The organism is Helicobacter sp. NHP22-001, from assembly GCF_030270165.1.
In the GTDB taxonomy this organism is placed as follows: Bacteria; Campylobacterota; Campylobacteria; order Campylobacterales; family Helicobacteraceae; genus Helicobacter; species Helicobacter gastrofelis.
In genome coordinates, this window is record NZ_BSWS01000010.1 from 1 (window position 1) to 18,119 (window position 18,119).

General features: G+C 41.9%; 13 protein-coding genes and 1 pseudogene. 5 read left to right on the forward strand and 9 right to left on the reverse strand.

Annotated features, from left to right (window positions below; all coding sequences use genetic code 11):
• Positions 1-1,931: replication initiation protein (locus QSJ47_RS06820; protein WP_285602868.1), on the reverse strand; the 1,931-nt coding region annotated here is incomplete at its 3' end.
• Positions 1,932-2,238: 307 nt separating this feature from the next.
• Here QSJ47_RS06820 and QSJ47_RS06825 point away from each other — a divergent pair.
• A complete protein-coding gene (locus QSJ47_RS06825; RefSeq protein ID WP_221272655.1) occupies positions 2,239-2,394 on the forward strand; it encodes a hypothetical protein in 156 nt (51 codons plus the stop codon).
• An 874-nt stretch (positions 2,395-3,268) separates the two neighbouring features.
• On the opposite strand, the gene QSJ47_RS06830 is transcribed toward QSJ47_RS06825, so the two are convergent.
• Genes QSJ47_RS06830 through QSJ47_RS06845 form a run of 4 tightly spaced genes read right to left on the reverse strand, consistent with a single transcriptional unit; the run spans position 3,269 to position 9,524 of the window.
• Positions 3,269-3,469, reverse strand: a complete 201-nt coding sequence (locus tag QSJ47_RS06830) for a hypothetical protein (protein ID WP_221272657.1) — start codon at positions 3,467-3,469, stop codon at positions 3,269-3,271.
• On the reverse strand, positions 3,462-6,347 hold the full coding sequence (locus QSJ47_RS06835; protein ID WP_285602869.1) for a type I restriction endonuclease subunit R: 2,886 nt from the start codon (positions 6,345-6,347) through the stop codon (positions 3,462-3,464). The genes QSJ47_RS06830 and QSJ47_RS06835 overlap by 8 nt, the downstream gene beginning before the upstream one ends.
• Entirely contained in the window at positions 6,319-7,617 is a 1,299-nt protein-coding gene (locus QSJ47_RS06840; protein WP_221272658.1) for a restriction endonuclease subunit S, read from the reverse strand. The genes QSJ47_RS06835 and QSJ47_RS06840 overlap by 29 nt, the downstream gene beginning before the upstream one ends.
• Positions 7,617-9,524 carry a type I restriction-modification system subunit M gene (locus tag QSJ47_RS06845; RefSeq protein WP_285602870.1) on the reverse strand — a complete coding sequence of 636 codons (1,908 nt, stop codon included), beginning with the start codon at positions 9,522-9,524 and terminating at the stop codon, positions 7,617-7,619. Before QSJ47_RS06845 ends, QSJ47_RS06840 begins: the two co-directional genes overlap by 1 nt.
• Positions 9,525-9,712: 188 nt before the next feature.
• On the opposite strand from QSJ47_RS06845, the gene QSJ47_RS06850 reads away from it, so the two are divergent.
• From QSJ47_RS06850 to QSJ47_RS06870, 4 genes and pseudogenes are all read left to right on the forward strand, one after another.
• Entirely contained in the window at positions 9,713-9,934 is a 222-nt protein-coding gene (locus tag QSJ47_RS06850) for a type II toxin-antitoxin system HicB family antitoxin (RefSeq protein WP_221272659.1), read from the forward strand.
• A gap of 368 nt (positions 9,935-10,302) precedes the next feature.
• Positions 10,303-11,019, forward strand: a complete 717-nt coding sequence (locus QSJ47_RS06860) for a recombinase family protein (protein ID WP_285602871.1) — start codon at positions 10,303-10,305, stop codon at positions 11,017-11,019.
• Between the two features lie 849 nt (positions 11,020-11,868).
• On the forward strand, positions 11,869-13,107 hold the full coding sequence (locus tag QSJ47_RS06865; protein ID WP_285602872.1) for a hypothetical protein: 1,239 nt from the start codon (positions 11,869-11,871) through the stop codon (positions 13,105-13,107).
• A 669-nt stretch (positions 13,108-13,776) separates the two neighbouring features.
• Positions 13,777-13,962 (forward strand): annotated as a pseudogene (locus tag QSJ47_RS06870) (type II toxin-antitoxin system HicB family antitoxin); the annotation flags it as partial.
• Positions 13,963-14,295: 333 nt separating this feature from the next.
• On the opposite strand, the gene QSJ47_RS06875 reads toward QSJ47_RS06870, so the two are convergent.
• The 4 genes from QSJ47_RS06875 to QSJ47_RS06890 form a co-directional block, all read right to left on the reverse strand.
• A complete protein-coding gene (locus tag QSJ47_RS06875; RefSeq protein ID WP_285602873.1) occupies positions 14,296-15,108 on the reverse strand; it encodes a coiled-coil domain-containing protein in 813 nt (270 codons plus the stop codon).
• A 1,070-nt stretch (positions 15,109-16,178) separates the two neighbouring features.
• Positions 16,179-16,895 (reverse strand): MAE_28990/MAE_18760 family HEPN-like nuclease, encoded by a 717-nt coding sequence (locus QSJ47_RS06880; protein ID WP_285602874.1) that lies wholly within the window; start codon positions 16,893-16,895, stop codon positions 16,179-16,181.
• Positions 16,895-17,452: a hypothetical protein gene (locus QSJ47_RS06885; RefSeq protein ID WP_285602875.1), complete on the reverse strand. Its 558-nt coding sequence runs from the start codon at positions 17,450-17,452 to the stop codon at positions 16,895-16,897. The genes QSJ47_RS06880 and QSJ47_RS06885 overlap by 1 nt, the downstream gene beginning before the upstream one ends.
• The gene (locus tag QSJ47_RS06890) at positions 17,443-17,985 is read right to left on the reverse strand and encodes a DUF262 domain-containing protein (protein WP_285602876.1); all 543 of its coding nucleotides are present in this window, start codon (positions 17,983-17,985) and stop codon (positions 17,443-17,445) included. The genes QSJ47_RS06885 and QSJ47_RS06890 overlap by 10 nt, the downstream gene beginning before the upstream one ends.
• Positions 17,986-18,119 lie beyond the last annotated feature (134 nt).

An 18,119-nucleotide genomic window follows, 5' to 3' on the forward strand; every position in this document is an offset into this window, starting at 1 on the left:
AACTTGACTTCTGTAAAGTTGTGCTGTGGTGTCTTGTTCTCAAAAAATGGAGCGAGCATGCCATGGGCACTTTGGATTTGGGCTTTTTGTGTGGCATTGATGGTGGGGGGTGTTTGTGTTTCATATGTTTTATCTGTGTTAAAGCGTTCCTGTGTTCTCTCAATCAAGGCAAGCAAGTCTTGCATGTGAGCAAAGGCTAGAGTGAAGTAGTCATGCCCACAAACTTGGCAATATTTTGTGTAGTCTTGGTAAAGTTGCATCACTTCTAATTGCCCATCAATGAGGGGTGGAGCTCTAAATTGCACAATAAGGGCTTTGCTGTCTTGAGTGGGGATGATCTGCTCTATGGTGGCAAGGGGGATGCTAAAGGGATTGTTCTCTTTATCCTTTAAAACTACATCTACACATTTGTGCAAACAGTCATTAAGAATTTTAATGTCTTTTTTACTGAAGTATTTGAGTCTAGGGGCTTTGGCATTTTCTAGAGCTTTTTCTAGCTCAGCTAGGGCTGGGTTTGGCATGACTTCAAAGGTGTAACCTAACACTTTTTGTCCCCGAGCTTTGGCTTTGTTTTTGATCACCTTGACTGATTTGTAGGGGGGTTCAAAGTGGCTTAGTTTTTTGGTTTTTTGGGTGAGTTGTTTGCAAGTGGGGTTCAATACCTGTCTATCAATATCACCCATCCTTAAAGATTCGGGGATACCCATAAAATCACGGAAGCCTTGTAAATTGCTCTCATAGACACAGACTTTAAAAACCCCATTCTTGTCTGTGGCGTGCTTAAACCGCTCTAAGAGCCTAAATAGATTCTTGGTGTATTTACCGCTTAGGTCTACAAATGTTTGGAGTTGCATTGTGGTAAAATTTGCTTCTAGGTCGTTTAGCAAGTAGGTAAAGTAGGGGTCATTGACTTGTATGTCTAAATGTTTAACATTTTTTTGTTTGTCGTATTCAAGGGCAAACACCCTAAAAAGCATCACTTTGCTTCTACGTATGTGCTCATTGGGCAGATGTTTGATTAAATCAAAATTAGCCCCCGCTATATTGTTAAAAAGATCAAGGGTTACTTTATAAAGTCTTGTATTGGGCATGTGCGGGTCGCCTGCTAGAGCTTTTAGCTCTTGTTGGGTGAAACGGATCACAGTGTCTTTTTTGTCTTTTAGGCGGTTAAATAGGCTAAAGAATAAATTGTTTTCTAGCTCACTTAGCATGCCTAGATTGACTTTGTAAATATTGTTATGCATCACAACTTGCTTAGGGTTAGCTATTTTTGTCCTTTTGGCTAAAATAGGTGTGTATTCTATAACTTCGCCTGTTAGGTTTTCTGTGTTTGTGGGTTCTTTAGGATTTTTTTGAGCTACTAGGCTTAATTGTAGCTCTTGTTGCGGAGTTTCTTTAACCACTTCTTGGAAAGTGTGCGCTTGCAATGGTGGAGTTTTGGGGGTGTTTTGGGAGCTACCCACTTCAGTTGTGGTAATTTGGGCAACTTCTGTAGGCGGTGTAGGGGTTGTTTGCGTGGTTGGGGGGCTATAAGATGGAATGTTTTCTTTTTTTACCCACTCGCACCATGTGGTTACGGCGATAAACATGTTATTGATGCAGTCTTTAATGCCATCATCACAGGTTTTTTGGATGTCGGGGTGGGTATTTGTGCTTTTGAGTTTCTCCATACTCTCAATGATACCCATATAGTGTTTGATATTTGCGATGGCTTCTTTGGAAGTGTTTAGTCCCCCTATATCATCTTGACCCCACTCGTTTTCATGCTCCAAAATAAAGCTCACAATCTCTTTTAGCTTCTCTGTCTTTTGGGCTAGGATAAATTCATGTACCTTTGGGTTTTTGTCCGATTCACATTCTAAAATTGTAAGCGCATCAATGTCGCATATCAAGCTTTTTATGTGCCTATACAAGGGACTTCTCTTATCCATTTTTTCTTTAAGTTTTTATGCTAAATTTTGGGGGATTGTAGCGTGTTTTTTGAAAAATAACGATTAATACGCAATTTATATCCTAAAAATCCACTATTTGGCGCAATTTATATCCTAAAAAAGCGCAATTTATATCCAAAACCCCCCTCGCCATACATTATATATATTGAAAAAGATTTGAAAAACTAATTTTTTAAAAATCGCATGCGGGTGCGCTTGCCCGTGATACATATTTCTCTTGTAAAAAAATTTTTTTAAATTTGTTGAAAAATTGGTTGAGTGGATTTAAGATAAGCCAAGCTGACGTTTGACATCTATATTGCTCTTGGGGGCAAGCCCCCAAGCCCCCAAACCCCCAAGAGAGGGCTTTGAAATGAGGATTAGTTTGTTTTCTTGGCTTTATGATGCCATTGCAGTAAAGAGGGCTTTGGGTTTTGAATACCAAAAAACACCCCTGCAGTAAGATGACTTGGGGAGTTCTAAAACGAGAATTGGCGTTTTAAAACCCATAGAACGCTTTCTTGGGTTAAAGGGTGGTTTGGTATGGGTTAGAGGTAAAGTGTTGATTGTAGACCCCTCTATGGCTCTAAAAACGCTATTAGTGCAAATAGACAGAAAGTCCAAACACTATGCCTTACAGAAAAACCCCAAATGAACCCAAATTTTTGTTTCAAAAACCAAAGAAAATCTTAGAATGTGTGTCTTTTGCGTTTAAACGCCCCTAGAGCATTGAGAGTAGTTAAAGAGTTAGAACTATGGGTTAAGTGTGTTGTGTTGATTGTAGGGGCTTCTAGGTGAGTAGAAAGGACATTTAAATAAATGGATAAGATTATAGAAGACAATCTGCACCTAAACATAGCCCAAAATGGCCTTTGGAGACCAGACACTTACAGCTTCTACTTAGGGCTTTGAATATAGTAATGAGGTTACTTGTTTAGAATATTAGAATACTTGCAGTTGGGGGGAACAATGATACTTATTTTTGAAGTTGTTGAAAAAAAAGAGTAAGCGAAACACTGAGCAGATATAGCGTTTAAATGGCTTAAAATGGTCATAAAGTGCAAAGTTAGGGGTTGGAATTCAAACACAGTTTTAGGGGGTTTGCGTTACCACATCTTAGCTAGTCGTGTCTTTGAGGGTTTAATGCGTGTTCTCAAAGTTACAGACCGCACCAAATTGCCACACCTTTTAGAGATGACGATGGTTTTTTAGCGGTCTTTGGGCGGGCTTGTAAGCTAGGGTAACTGGACTTACATAACCAACGAGTATTCTACAACTAGAGGTGATAACTGCGAGGGGTTGTAGGCAGTGGAAGTGAATGGTTTGTAAATGGCACCCTAATCTCTACCTAAATACTCTCCATCGCACCAATAAGCCCCGTCCCACCAATAGACAACACGCCCATAAGGCATGCCAAAGTGCATACGCAAGTACTCTTGTCTATGCTTTCTGCTCCATTTGGATTTATGGCATTCGTTATAAGCATCTACTTCTTTGTTATATTGTTCAATCCACTCTTTAGAGCCTTTTTCAGCCATTCTGTACTCCTCTTGCTAAAATTTCAAAGAGTTTGCGCCGAATCAGGTCTTCAAAATCTTTATTTTTTGTTAATTCGTTATAAAGTTGTTCGTTGTTCTCAAGCAAGTTAAGCGATTCATCCTTAAATCGTTTGTTAAAACCCATCCATTGATTGTCTTGATCAGAGTTGTTGAAATTTTCCATGAAATTGGAATCGGCACGCATACGATCTAGGGTGTCTTTTAGGGCTTTAGAAGCTTGTTCGCCTAAGGGGATTCCGTGCGCTTTACTAAATTCCTCTAAAATCTCTGAAAGCTTTTCTAGCTCGCTTTGTGGGGTGTGGCTAGAGCCATCGGCTTTTGAGGGGTATAACTCTGACTGCCCCTTAAGGGCAATACTCACATCTTGTTGCGCGATTTGCAAGCGGTAATCCTCAAGCTCTACGGCTCTAGTGATGTCCTCATCAAAATCCTCTCTAAATGGGGCTAGTTTCTTAATGAGTTCTTGGAGCAACCTAAAAAGTTTTTCTAAGGACACATCTTGATAGCGTAAAATTTGCACTAAAAAGGCGTAGTTTTTGAGGTAAGTTTTTGCCTTGCTGTAAAACTCCTGTTGTTTATTTGGGTCTAAGGTGTTATAATGCGCGACTATTACATCTAGCATGGCGTGGATTTGGGGCAAGGGGGCTTGGTTAAAGATGGCCAGATAAAAGTTTTCAACCTCCTCTCTGACATACACCCCATAGCTGTCTAAATGGCTTTTGAGATCATGGAGTTTATTGAGGTCGCTTGGCTCGGCGAGCAAGGTTTGTTTGTAATAAGGCTCAAAGGCTTTTTTGATTTTTTCAGTGTCGTTGGCAAAGTCTAAAACATAGGTGTCTTTTTTATCTTTGTGGATACGATTCAAGCGTGAAAGCGTCTGTACGCACGCCACACCACTTAAAGCCTTATCTACATACATCGTGTGTAACAAAGGCTGGTCAAAGCCTGTTTGGTATTTGTCTGCCACGATCAAAAAGCGGTATGCATCCTTTTCAAAAGTTTTAGGGGTTTGGCTCTCGCTAAAGCCATTCAAACTCGTCTCACTCTCGCCCTCAACTTCTCCTGAGAAGGCAACCAAGGCCTTATGGGGGCGTTTTTCTTGGGCTAGTTGTGCCCGAAAGGCTTTAAAATAGCGCACAGCGACTCGGCGTGAGCTCGTAACAACCATCGCCTTAGCCTTGCCCCCAATTTTGCTGTGTGTGGTGGTGTAAAAATGGGCAAGCATCGCTTTTGTTTTTTTCTCAATGCTCTTAGGGTGCTCTTTGACATAGGTTTTAAGTTTTTTAAAGGCGGGGTCCCTTTTATAGAGTGGATCATCTGGGACTTTGGCCACCAAATCGGCGTAGAATGTGTAGGTGGTGTAAGATTTTAAAACATCCAAAATAAAGCCTTCTTCAATGGCTTGTTTCATGGAATACAAATGGAAAGGAATGAACTGCTCCCCACTTGTTTTTGTCCCAAAAAGTTCTAGGGTTTCTGGTTTGGGCGTGGCACTGAAGGCGAAATAAGAGGCATTTTCATTAAATTGTTTGGATTTAATGGTTTGTAACAAATATTCATCGGGGTCTAGCGTCTCTTGCTCCTCTTGTATGGGCGCACCTGTGGCTTTTTTGACGGCATCGCCATACGCCCCCCCTTGGCTGGAGTGCGCCTCGTCTATGATGATGGCAAATTTTTGATGGGCAAGGCTGGGCAATTCCTCTAAAATATGGGAGAACTTTTGGATCGTGGCGATGATCACCTTCTTGCCCTCCGCCAACGCATCCTTAAGCTGGCGGCTGCCCTCTGTGATTGTCTCTACAACCCCCCTGATGGTGAAAAAGCTTTGGATGTTCTTTTGTAATTGTTTGTCTAAAACGATCCGATCCGTGATCACCAAAACGCTATCAAACAAGGGTTTTTCATTGACACTAAGCCCGATTAACGCGTAAGACAGCCATGTAATGGTGTTGCTCTTACCGCTACCTGCGCTGTGCTGGATCAAGTAACGCTTCCCCACGCCTTCATTTTGCACAGCCTTGCACAGCCTTTGCACGGCACTGAGTTGGTGGTAACGGGGGAAGATCACACCCTCATCCACAAGTTGTAAGAAGTTGAAAATGAGATTTAAAACTTGGTCTTTTTGCAGGATTTGCTCCCACAAATACGCGCTTTTGAGCCCCTGTGGGTTTGGGGGATTGCCCGCCCCGCACTCTAGCCCCACCATCCCACTCCCATCGTTTAAGCCCTTATTAAAGGAGATAAAACGGGTGTCGGTCTTCTCTAGTTTTGTGGTGAGATAGACGAAACTTTCATCTAGGGCGAAGTGGGCTAGGGCGTGTTTGAGTAGGGGTTCTTGGGGGTTTCTGTCTTGTTGGTATTGTTTTAGGGCGTGTTGGGCATTTTGCCTGTTTAAAGAGTGTTTGAGTTCTAAGGTGAAAAGGGGCAAGCCGTTTAAAAAGATCACCAAATCTATGGAGTTTTGGTTGTGCTGGCTGTAATGCAGCTGGCGCACTACAGAAAAAACATTGTTTTGGTAGTTTTTTAAAGTGTCTGGGTTCTTTTGGGTTTTGGGTTTGGGGTAGGCAAGCTTAAAATTGATCCCCAAATGCTCCACCCCATCCTTAAGCACTTTTAGCATGCCTTTTTCTTCAATTTGCTGTCTTAAGCGGTGTAGCAGGTTTTTTTTAAAATCTTGGTCCCTTTGGCGCAACGCCTCTAGGGCTTTATTTTGCGTTCGCTCTAAAAACTCCCATAACAAGCCCACATCCAAACAAAATTCTTTATCATAGGCTTTAGGGTCGCCTTTGGTATAACCGCTCTTTAGCAAATGTCCTTCTATGAGGGTTTCAAGGTCTTCTTCTGTGTATCTTTTCATGGGTGTCCTTTAGGGGGATAAGTCCAAGCACCGCTTCGCTGATGAGGGCACTTTTATAGTCTTTAAGGGCTTGGATTTGGGTTTGTAGTTTGGCACTGAGGCACTCTAGTTGCCTGGTCTTTTTATCTAAAAAGGCGGTGATGGTGTGTTGCTCGGCTAGAGGGGGGAGGGGCAAAGGCATGCCTTTAAAGATTGTATAGTCTATGCTTTCTCTAATTTTCATAATGCCTGTAGCATATTGGCTTAGACTGCTTTGTAATGCCTTGTTCCCAAACAAGTAGGCATAATACTTTATGAAGGTTAGGCGTTTATCTTTGGCGAATAAAACTAGGTAAATCGGGCTAACTAGCCCCTCGTATTGCGAAAAGCCCAAAGAGCCAATGACGGCGTTCATTTTGTTAAAGACTAAATCCCCACGCCTTACGATTCTGTATTGTGATATATCCTTTTTAGCCTTGTTGCCAATGTTGCCCTTTTGTTCATAGGGTAAAACGCCCATATCTTTAACTAGGGACAAAATTTGGGTAATGGCTTTATCCCTGTTTGTTTCGTTTCGGGTACCAAAAAGGCTATCTAGCCGCACCACCTCCCAACCCTCAGGCACCTCCCCTAGCCAGTCTAAACCGCTAGGCTTCATGCGGGCATTGGGGTCTAGCCCCTTAGTCGCTACCTCGCTAATGAGGGCGTGTTTATAGTCTTTAAGGTGCTCTAAGAGCTGTGTTTTCTTGGCAATCAAGGCATCGAGCTTAGAGATTTTCTCGTCTAAAAACGCTGCGATGGCGTGTTGCTCGGCTAGTGGAGGGAGGGGGATTTGAAAATTACGCAAGTTTTCAAGCTTGACACGCAAAACCTTAACTCCACTGGCATATTTTGCTTTAAGGCGCATGAAATAGGCACTTTGGAAAACATAGGCGATAAAAATCGGGTCTTGCTTGTGGGAAAAGGCGAAGATGTCCCCACTAATGCAAATATCCGCTTCACCCAAGTAAGCCACCGCTTTTAAAACCCCCTCAATGTCCTCACTCACGCCCGTAATGATTAAATCGCCTCGCCCTGCCCTTTTAAGCGTCTTGGCTAGCTTAGAGCTGACAAAGCTTTTAGTTTGGGCGGTGTGGGTGTTGTAATAAGTGTGAATTTGCCCGTAATGAATCGCTCCCACGCCCTCTGCCTGTAAATCCGCCTTCACTAGTCCCGAGCCCCGTGCAAAAGTCCCAATCTTACCAAGCTCGACCACCTCCCACCCCGCTGGTAAGTTCTCTAGCCCCTCCATCACCCCACCTTAAAAATATCGTCTAAAAGGGCGGTGATCTCCACTTCTAGGGCGCGGATTTGGGTTTTCAGTGCCTTGGTGTTTTGGCTTTTGGTGGTGGTTTTAAAATACTGGTTGAATAAAATCTCATAACCCACTTTCACGCTGTCCTCTTCAATAAAGCTTAAAGGGGTGCGAGGCCAGATGCTGCTAAGAAAATGGGCTTTGATGTTTTCTTTAAGGGGGATTTTCTCCTCTTGTTTGCCAAAAAGGACATTTGGGGCGGGCTTTTGCTTGCCCTTTTCATCTTTAATCTTGGGCATGGGCATATCCAAAGCCTCTAAAAACTCCTTAGCTCCTTTGTAGATGGGCTCTAGATTTTTAGGGGTGCCTTCTAATTCTTGCAGTTTTTCTAAAATCTCCCCTTTGTTCTCAAGCGCTTGAAAGCTCTCCTCTTTAAAGAGTTCTTGGCTGGGTTTTAAAGAAAAGACTCTAAATTTTTGATAACCCAAGTCGGCATTGTCTAAAAGCACGCTGTGCGGGTCGTGGGGTTGTTCTAAAAAAAGCCTTACAATCTGGTTGATGTGTTCCTGGTTTAAGCGGTTGCGCTTTTTGCCTAGAGATTTTGCCATGGGCTCAAAAAAGCTTGTGGCATCGATGAGCTGGACTTTGCCTTTTTTATGCTCGGGTTTGCGGTTGCTAAGGATCCATATAAAAGTGGGGATGCCCGTGTTGTAAAACAAATCGGTGGGTAGGGCGATCACGGCTTCTAAATAGTCGTTTTGTAAAATATGGCTTCGAATCGCCACTTGCCCGCTGTCATTGTTAAAAAGGGGGCTGGAGTTATGCACGGAGGCGATGCGCGAGCCTTGGGGGGTGTCCTTCATCTTGCTTAGCATGTTGAGCAAAAACATCATTTGCCCATCCCTTGCTCCCGTAACCCCCACACTAAAGCGCACATCCTTCTTGGCATCCTCTTGCTCGCTCCTCCACGCCTTGCCAAAGGGCGGATTGGTAAGCATAAAATCAAATTTTGTGATGTCCCCCTTTAAAAATCCATCTTCGTTCTCTTTGAGAGTGGAGCCGAATTTAATATTCTCTGGGTTCTCGCCCTTGATGAGCATATCTGCCTTGCAAAGGGCGTAGGTGTCGGGGCTGACCTCTTGCCCGCACAATTCAAAGGTTGCCTTAGATTGCAACTCCTCTTGAAGGAAGGCTTTAGACTCGGTAAGCATCCCCCCGCTCCCGCAGGCGTTGTCGTAAATGGTGAAAAATCCGCTTTTGATTTGCTCTTGCACGGGTCTAAAGACAAGTTCTGCCATCAAGCGTATCACCTCCCTTGGGGTGAAGTGCTCACCCGCCTCCTCGTTGTTCTCCTCATTGAATTTGCGGATCAACTCTTCAAAGACATAGCCCATCCCCAAATTGCTTAAGCCTTTTTGGATCACCCTGCCTTTTTCGTCTTTCTTGTCGTTGATGGAGAAATTCACCTTTTGACTGCAAAACTCTTGCACGAGGGGGTATAAAATACCGCTCTTTTCTAAGGTGTCTAGCTGATCTTTAAATTTAAACTTCTCCAAAATGTCCCTAATATTCGGGCTAAAGCCATCTAGGTAGTTTAAGAAATTAGCTTTAATGATTGAGGGCTCATCTAAAAGTACCTTAAGGGTGAAGTTAGAATCGTTGTAAAACTTAAACCCACTGGCATGGCACAAGGGGGTGGCTAAACCATCTGGGCTTAAATTCTTATGTTTTTCTTTGCACGCCAAAACCTTGGCTTTGGTAGGTTCTAGCATGGCATCTAGCCGCCGAATCAAGGTCATGGGCAAAATCACATCGCGGTACTTGCCCCTTTTATAGTGATCCCTGAGTAAATTCGCAATGCCCCAAATGAAATTCACCATGGGCTGAAACTGATTGCCGTCCATAACTCTCGCTCTGTCTAAAATAAAGGGTAGAAAAACCTAATCCCTCATCGTTGCGCATTTTAGCATAAGTGCTGCTAACAGATGTTAGGCCATGATCAATTTTCACTTTAATCTTATTTAAAAATATATGTTATTAAAAACACGTGCTATAGATACAAACCATAAGCAATTTAATCAAAGGGAGCGACATGCTTTTAAATGCCGTGATAGAAAAGGATGAACATGGGTATTTTGCTTTTGTCCCTTCTTTGCAAGGTTGTGTGTCTCAGGGCGAAAGTTATGAAGAAGCTCTGGCAAATATCAAAGAGGCGATCGAGCTTTACTTAGAAACCTTAGAGGCAGATGAGTTAGCTCATCTCTCCAATACAAATTTTGTAATAGTCCCTATTGAAGTGGCTTTAAATGCCTGAATCGTCATGTCTTACGGTAGCCCATTGCCTTCCATAAATGGGTGTACTACATTCATTTCAACATATTTTTCTATGATTTCTTCAAGGTTGTTTGGGGCATCGCTTCAATTTTTTTAAGGGCTTCATTGAGATATAGAGCCGAACAAAATTTAAAATAGTCTTTGGCGATATTTTTGGTTCTTATTTGTTCTGCAAAGGCATACAATCCTTGAAACAAGGCTTTATGTATATCTTGTAGTCCCTTAATCGTGCCGACTTCTATGTCGTTAATTGCCCGATTGACAACTTTACTAGAATAGCTGTTAAAGGATTGTATTACGCTATAAAATGGTAGTATAATAGTGTATCTCAAAACGCAAAGGATAAACATGCCAAGAAAAGGTAAAAACAACACCGAGCTCACACCGCCTCCAAGTCCTCCCCAAACCCGAGCAAAAAAGGCAACACGATCTGCGCCCATCACTCCCTCCAAAGTGTTTGCCTATGTCAGAGTTTCAAAGGACACCCAAGAACAACTAGGACAACGCCACGACATCGAAACCTATGCAAAGAAAGAGGGGCTAGTGATTGACCGATGGATTGAAGTTGAGATGAGTAGCAAGAAATCCCAAGAGCTCCGCCGTATTGATGAACTGAAAGCCGAGTTACGCAAAGGGGACTTACTGCTCGTTGCCGAATTAACCCGTTTAGGACGCTCCATGGTCGAAGTGATGAACCTAGTGGAGCATTTTAACCAAAGCGAGGTTTCTGTGTGTTTTGTAAGGCAACCCGAGCTCAATACCTATAAAAGTGCCATAGGGGGGTTACTCATCGCAATCTATGGATACATCGCCCAAGCAGAACGAGAGATGATTAGCCAACGCACCAAATCTGCCCTAGCCGCCAAGAAAGCAGAGGGAAAACACTTAGGGCGACAAAAGGGCACACTCAACAAACACCACCCTCTCGACCCGTTTAAAGACACAATCCGCCTTTACAGAGAAAAAGGGCTGAGTTTAGCTGGTATCTACAAACTCATTGACTGCCCTAGAAAACCTCACATCACTAACTTTGTCAAATACTGCAACTCACGGGGGCTAAAGTAGAGGGTATAAACACTTTGGTTTATGACAAAAAAAGGGGGGGCGACTAAAAAATCCACACTTTTTTTACCACTTTTTGCCATTTTTTACCACTCAACGCTAAAAGTGGTAAGTAGTGGTAAAGCCGTGTGGCACGGGGCTCGTGAGTTTTTTTACCACTTTACCACTTTTACCACTCTTTTACCACTATATATAAGGTAACACACAACACTCATGGCATGACTGAGTTTTCACCACCTTACCACTCCGCTATATTTTTCTCTCATGACTAAATTAAGAAAAAGTGGCAAAGTGGCAATTAAGAAAAAAAACTCCCACGAAGTCCCTACACAAGGGGGTTTAGAGTTTTTTTTATTGTTGCCACTCAGTGGTAAAGCAGTGGCAAAAGTGGCAAACCCCCAAAAAAGTCTATGAAACCCCGCAAACAAGGGCACTGAGCTTTTTAAGGAAACAAATAGGGGGGCGAAATAGAGGCATAATGAGGACTGCCCTAAGTGAAAAGGCGCATTTTTGGTAAAGACTGCCTAAGTGAAAAGGGCGCAGTGGTGCAAAAAGCGGTTTAATGGTGCAAAAGCGGTTTAAAGAAAGGATTTTTTTGGTAGAATAGTCGGTATGGATACAAAAATGAGTTTAAAAGTCAGTGTGTTCGCTAAACTCCCCAGTTTTCCAACATACCAACGAAAACGAACACTTTATCCTATCCAAACAACAAGACAAGGACAAAAGTACGGGAAATATATCACAAACTCCCCCAAACGAAACTGAAACTAACTTTAATCCAAGCACCTCTCAATCAAACTCTGTCCCAAGTGTCCCAAGTGTCCCACAAACACAAATCCCCGATGATGACCCATGGATTGCCAACGAGCTCACAGAAACCTCCATTGTCCTAGCCGAGGATTTTGCCAAAACCCCCCTCCAACAGATCAGACACACGCTGAGGCAAACCAAGATAATCCCCAAACCCTCCCATCATCAGCCCCCCAAGGCACAGGCAAGCAAGAACTCCATTACATCACCTATGCCTCTAACTGCCAATACCACGCCCTATTTGACAAAAACATAAACACGACCACAGCCTATGCAAATGCAAAATGGGTAACTGAGCCCGTGGATTTTGAAACCTTTGTTAAGATTTTCACCCAATACCCCACGGCGCATGTGCAATTCAAACCCCTCACCAATAAAAAGTCTATCCGCACCCAAGAAAACGCCGTAAAACATGTCCCCGTGCTTGAGTTTGACATTGACAACAACTACACCAACACCACGCCTAAGTTAGATGAGAACGGGCAAATACTGCTCGATAGCAAAGGTAGCCCTCTACTTGAAAAGCTCCCCGATGACAAGCAACCTCGCCTTTATATCAAAGATATCCGTGCAGTCATAGAGAAACTAGGCATTTGCGCCATTATTTACCCCACGAAAAACTACAAAAGACGCAAACACGACGATGACCCAGGTATGCCCGAACGCACCCGCCTTGTCATCCCTCTAACAAACTCAAGTGCTTTTCAACAGATTAACCCCAAAATCATCATTGAGGACACCTACACCTATACAGAGAAAGGAAAAGACAAGTCAATCACCTACAAACGCCTAGACAACAACATCTTTGGGATTATGTATCTTGCCGCCGCTGATAAATTAGGGCTACCCGACCCCGACAACTGCCTTGACCCCGCTTGTTTTAAAACGAGCCAACACTTCAATCGCTCCCCCGACCTTGAGTTTAAACCCGACATCAACATTAGACAAGCCGACATCAAAAAGGGGATAGCTGAGGGTGATTATATAGCCCCCATTGTCATTGAGGGCAAAATCCTAAACCTTTTAGAGCTCATCCCCAACTTTGTAGAACTTCTCAATGACCCCGAGTATATTAAAGGCATGGAGGCACGGATAGAGATAGCACGAAGCAAGGATAAACAAAAATCCAACCCCCGCAAGCAACCTAGCCTTTTAGACACAAAACCTACAAACAACACCCCTAAAACGGCTAAATCTACCCCCACACCTACGCCTAATACCAAACCAACCCCACGACCACAGAGGAAACAATGCAGGCCACAGACAACGAAGCCGTGCTGATACACCGCACGCTATAACGCAATGAATACTAACAAAATACAAATCTTTAAACATTGCCTTATCTATTGCTTAATCGGTGATAGAGCAATAATTCGTAATAGATTAAATACTATTTGAAACATTAATTATTGTGTTTAGTTCAATAATTATTGTTTGAAACACTGCTTGAAGAAACAGACGTTTAGTGTTGTAATATGTAATATGCATATGGAGATACAGAAATCAAACGAATTTTGAGAAATAGCTGGATGGGATGAAGAATAATAAGGGCTATGTAGCAATCCTATGATTCATTAATAACTTGAAAGAAAAATGGACACTTTGGCGACTATAAGCGCATCGCAAGAGGATGGATGTGCTTGGGTTTGCAAGAGTTTTAAAAATTAGGTTTTTTGTATGTATGTAGTCTTGGATTTGCAGAAACACACTACTTGAGGTTGTGGTTGACTCAACCAAGCGCCAAAGCTCCAAACAATCCATATTCCACACCATACCACTGAGCTAACCCTTTATCTCTACAAATTGTGGAGATCATTTAACTCCAACTGCTTTTTAGCTTCCTTTGTGCGGGGAGTGTAGAGGTAGGTTTTATAATCAATTTTTAATTTAATCTCATTTAAAAGCACATGCATATATAAAGCCATAAACAATTAAATCAAAGGTAGCGACATGCTTTTAAACGCCGTGATAGAGAAAGATGAACATGGGTATTTTGCTGTTGTCCCTTCTTTGCAAGGCTGCATGACACAAGATGATAGCTATGAAGAAGTTTTGGCAAATATCAAAGAGGCGATCGGCCTTTACCTAGAAAGCTTAGAAGCGGATGCACTAGATCATCTCTCTAATAGAAATACGGCAAAAGGAGCAGAGGAACTCCTATTACAAAATAGGTTTATCTTGACCAAACAGAAGGGTCATAGGCTTTTTCTCTTTCCAAATCGGGGGCACGGGATAATCTAAAAAGAATAGGGAGACAGAGATTATCGTGTTTGCCTTGTGCTCCATTGGCGTTGTCAAAAGTCCATCTAATGGTTTGTTCGGGGGTTTATGGGTTTTGGATTGATTGGGGGGGGGGGGGGTATAAGAAGTTCTTTAGTCCGTCTGTGAGCTCCCCGTTTTGCAAAAAGGCATCTATAAAGGGTTTTGCGGGGGAGCGGTAGCGTTTTAATGTGCTACAAAACGCAATGGCTAAATGTGATAGCCTCCGCTGTCTTTTTGTTGCATGGCTTGCATAGAGATTTCTTCTGCGGATCGCTTGCGCTCATCAACATACTTTAGAATGTCATCAAAAGCCTCGCTAGCCTCTTGTGGGTTTATCTCTACTAATTTGGTAACCTCTTGCAAAAGGTAAGCTAAGCCCTTATCTATGTCTTTGAATAAGGGCAAACTCTTTTCTAGGTTGTCTAGTTTTAGGGCAATGTCCGCTTTCTCTTGTTCCAATACCCTGTATTGCCCTTTTAAAGCGTCATATTCCGCTTGCAAAGGATTAGGGGCTATATCCTCTTGCTTTGGCACATCTTGCGTTTGTGGGGCGTTATTTGGCTCTTTAGGCTTCTGTGCCTCTGCAAGCTCTGTTATAAGCCCTTTGTTAGTCGCCCTCATCGCTTTATATCTGTCCCTTGATCGCTTTAGGGCATTGTAGGTTTGATTTTGCTTTGCCTCAAGGGTTTTGATTTGGATTTCTTGCCCGTTGCTTACAAGTGTTAAAAAACCTACTTCATTAGTGGCTTTAGACAAATCCGCCCTAAGTCCTTTGATCCGCTTTGCCTTTAGCCCGTATTTCTCTTTTAGTCCTAACAAGCGATCTTGTAACCGCCTTGCTTGCTCGGCATTTGTCTTTTGCAAAGATTGCACGCTCTCAATGGCTTGAGTAACGACATCGCTTTTCTTAGTGAGATCATCGGCTAGAGTGTCGCATTTGTCTTTGAGCTCTTGCAAGGCGGTTTCTAGGGTTTCAATCTTTTTGAGTTGCTCGGCTTGTGTGGCGTTTGTGGTTTGCAAAGCCTCTTTGTCCCCATTAAGCCCGCTAATCGTGGTTTCTTGCTTTTGCCCTTAGTTTTTAGTTTCTCATAGCAAAGATTCTCAAAGTGGGGAGAGCTTGTTGAGTTCTTTGATGACTGGTTTAAAAATCTGCATTTTGACTTCACACATTTTGTAACCTCGCTGAGTTAACCAAAATAGATCCTAAAGAAGTGAGCACAATCTTATACGACATAGATAGTGCTGTGCGCATGTATAAAGAAAGAACGAAGCAAATATTAAAAGAGTGGCATGAGAAAAGCGGAGGTGAAAATGGCGTGGGTTATCATAAGTAGTGGTTGTATTAGATAATTCTAGGTATTATTAAATATAATTTTAAATAATGTTTAATGTATTTAATAATATTTGAAATATTGATTATATGTATTTAATGTTCTTCATAAAATTTTTGCTAAAACATTGTAAAACGTAGCCACTTAAATGAAAAATTTATATCTTAACAAGCGTTATCTGTAGTTTAGAATGTGATAAATTGAGTGTTGTCTTGTGACTACCACCATAGGTTCATGCCCAATGCTGTAGGCGAAATGGAGTAACTTGAAAGCCACTGGTTGATACCCCCTATAACTAGGAAAAGGCAACTTGCTGGCAATCACACGTCACATGTCTAGCAGTCTACTGAAAGAACTAACGTTATAACAGAAACTACAACAAATAGTCATATCATTTTAAGCAACACTATTGGTGCAAAAAATAGTTTAGTTTATCACCCTGCTAGCTCCACTTGATTATTTCTGTCTAAATCACGGATTGGAAGAATGGAGTTTAGTTCTCTCACATAGCTTAGGGATTTTTTAAGGCTTTGGAAAAAACATGAGCATTTTATAGGTAAAGATTTTCTAAATTTGCTCTTTTATCGTCTGGGCTCATTAAATTCTAATCCAACTTATCTATGACCTGTGTGGCTGTGGAACCCAATAAAGTCAAATCAGGATCGCACGGACTACATAGAAAGCATGGGATACTGATATAGTTTCCATAGTCTGAAAGACCCCCTAGGAGGCAGACCGAGGGTTGGAAATAGCAAAAACTTACTCGTTTTTGAGATAACCTTTTTGTTGGATATATTTGGCAATACATCTAAGGTAAGCGTGCATGTAATAGCACAGCGCACAGAAGTATTGCCTCAAATCCTGAATGCCAAGACGACTACCGTATTCTTGAAAACTCTCTGCACCATGTGCAAGCTTGTTGCATGTCTCTGAAATCTCACTAATTTTCTCTACAATATTGCATCTGAGATTTTTATGATATATCTCAAATACAAACCTATTTATACCTATTTTTTCAAGAATATGGTCATTAATATGCTTGACATGTAAAGAGCCCCTCTTGAAAGGATTGCCTCTCTTGAATGGTTTTTGGCACTGCACATCCACAATTTTCTCTTTTTTCAACATACCTAGTATGCTTAGGAACACCTCTTCTCTAGACTTATTATCATCTATAGGACATTTTATCTTTATGTAGATCTTTTGGATTTCTTTATTAAGTCTTTCGAAACAAATTCTTTGATCCTTAATGACATCAAAAACATCTTGAACACTTTGTATCACTACACTTTCAAGGGTGGTGTAAAGCATCAATATGAACTGTGCATGCAAGGTGGAACGATACTTGGAATAAAAACGATCGCTACTTTTTAAACCTACTAGTTCCTGGGAACTATCGCGCAAACTAAGACCGCGTAAAAAATCCTTTAAAAAAACACTTTGTTTTACCCAATGCTCTTTAGAAAGTAGTTCCATTAGGAGCACTTACTGCTACATAATTGGCTTAGAACATGCGCAACATTTGCACTCAAGGAGCTCAGAGTCGCCTCATTGGCTCTCTTTTCAAATTCCGAAGTCCAAATTTGCGAATCTTGGATGTTGGAACTCTCGCTTTGGTGTGTGCCATCTAAATACAAAGCCACAGCTAGCATAATGGGCAATAACTTTTCCTTTTTCTTTTGTTTGTATTGCTCCCGATCAATTAGATCATGCTCCACGATAAAATCCACAGTTTTTTCAAAACGCTGACGCAACACACCTACATGCTTAACGTCCTTGCAAGACTCTCCTTGCTTTTCTATCACATCTTGTAAGTGCTCGATAAGCAAAACTTTCAATGCAATTTTTTTATTTTGTTTATAAAGATCGTAAAAAGCAAAGAATTTCACGATAAATTCCTGCTGATAGCCTCTCAAGGAATAACGGGGACCAAATGCGGCAATCTCTCTAAACTTCTCTTGTGTAGACAAATCTTTATAGACTAACTTCAGAAAAGCATTACCATCGTAGTTTTTTCCTTTGATTAACTCCATGCGTGTGGTATTTGTTCCGCCTGTATTAATTCTGTCAAACAGTTCGCTGCGATATCAGCCTCATCCTCTCCACGAGGCTGAAGAACAATGATGCGCAAGGAATAATTATTGAGTTGTCGTTGCACGGCTGAGGGAAGATCTCCAAACTTTAAGCCATTGAGTTTCTCTAAAATTTTCAGTTTACAAAGTTTCTTTTCGTTTCTGAAAAACTTATCTAAAGCCCTAATGCGTTGCGAACCATCGATGATCTCAAACATGCATGTTTGTGTCTGCTCTAGAAAAATCAAAGGCAAGGGCAGACCCAACAAAATTGTTTCCACCAAACGGGCAATTTGTTCATCGTTCCAAACAAACTCGCGTTGGTAAAAGGGGATACTGACCTCTGTTCTATTCTCATCTTCTACTTTTCTGTTAAACTTTTGCAACACTATTTCTACAGTCCAATCCCTAGTATCATACCCAACACTTTTCATGTGGGACTTAACAATCTCTGAAATCTCCTCCCGACCCAATTTCATCGCCAAAACCTCCAATTCAATACTAGCATGAAGCTCTCAGTGTTCATAGTATAGCAAAGTTTAGCAAAAAGTGTTCGATCAACCACAGCAGCTTTTGACATGTTCTCTATACCCTAAAAGTTGCAAGACATGAACAATATCCTCTTGTA

Bases quoted from the DNA above. Each gene is read 5' to 3' on its own strand.
- QSJ47_RS06830 (WP_221272657.1), bottom strand. From the start codon at position 3,469: ATGGCTGAAAAAGGCTCTAAAGAGTGGATTGAACAATATAACAAAGAA.
- QSJ47_RS06835 (WP_285602869.1), bottom strand. From the start codon at position 6,347: ATGAAAAGATACACAGAAGAAGACCTTGAAACCCTCATAGAAGGACAT.
- QSJ47_RS06840 (WP_221272658.1), bottom strand. From the start codon at position 7,617: ATGGAGGGGCTAGAGAACTTACCAGCGGGGTGGGAGGTGGTCGAGCTT.
- QSJ47_RS06845 (WP_285602870.1), bottom strand. From the start codon at position 9,524: ATGGACGGCAATCAGTTTCAGCCCATGGTGAATTTCATTTGGGGCATT.
- QSJ47_RS06850 (WP_221272659.1), top strand. From the start codon at position 9,713: ATGCTTTTAAATGCCGTGATAGAAAAGGATGAACATGGGTATTTTGCT.
- QSJ47_RS06860 (WP_285602871.1), top strand. From the start codon at position 10,303: ATGCCAAGAAAAGGTAAAAACAACACCGAGCTCACACCGCCTCCAAGT.
- QSJ47_RS06865 (WP_285602872.1), top strand. From the start codon at position 11,869: ATGGATTGCCAACGAGCTCACAGAAACCTCCATTGTCCTAGCCGAGGA.
- QSJ47_RS06880 (WP_285602874.1), bottom strand. From the start codon at position 16,895: ATGGAACTACTTTCTAAAGAGCATTGGGTAAAACAAAGTGTTTTTTTA.
- QSJ47_RS06885 (WP_285602875.1), bottom strand. From the start codon at position 17,452: ATGGAGTTAATCAAAGGAAAAAACTACGATGGTAATGCTTTTCTGAAG.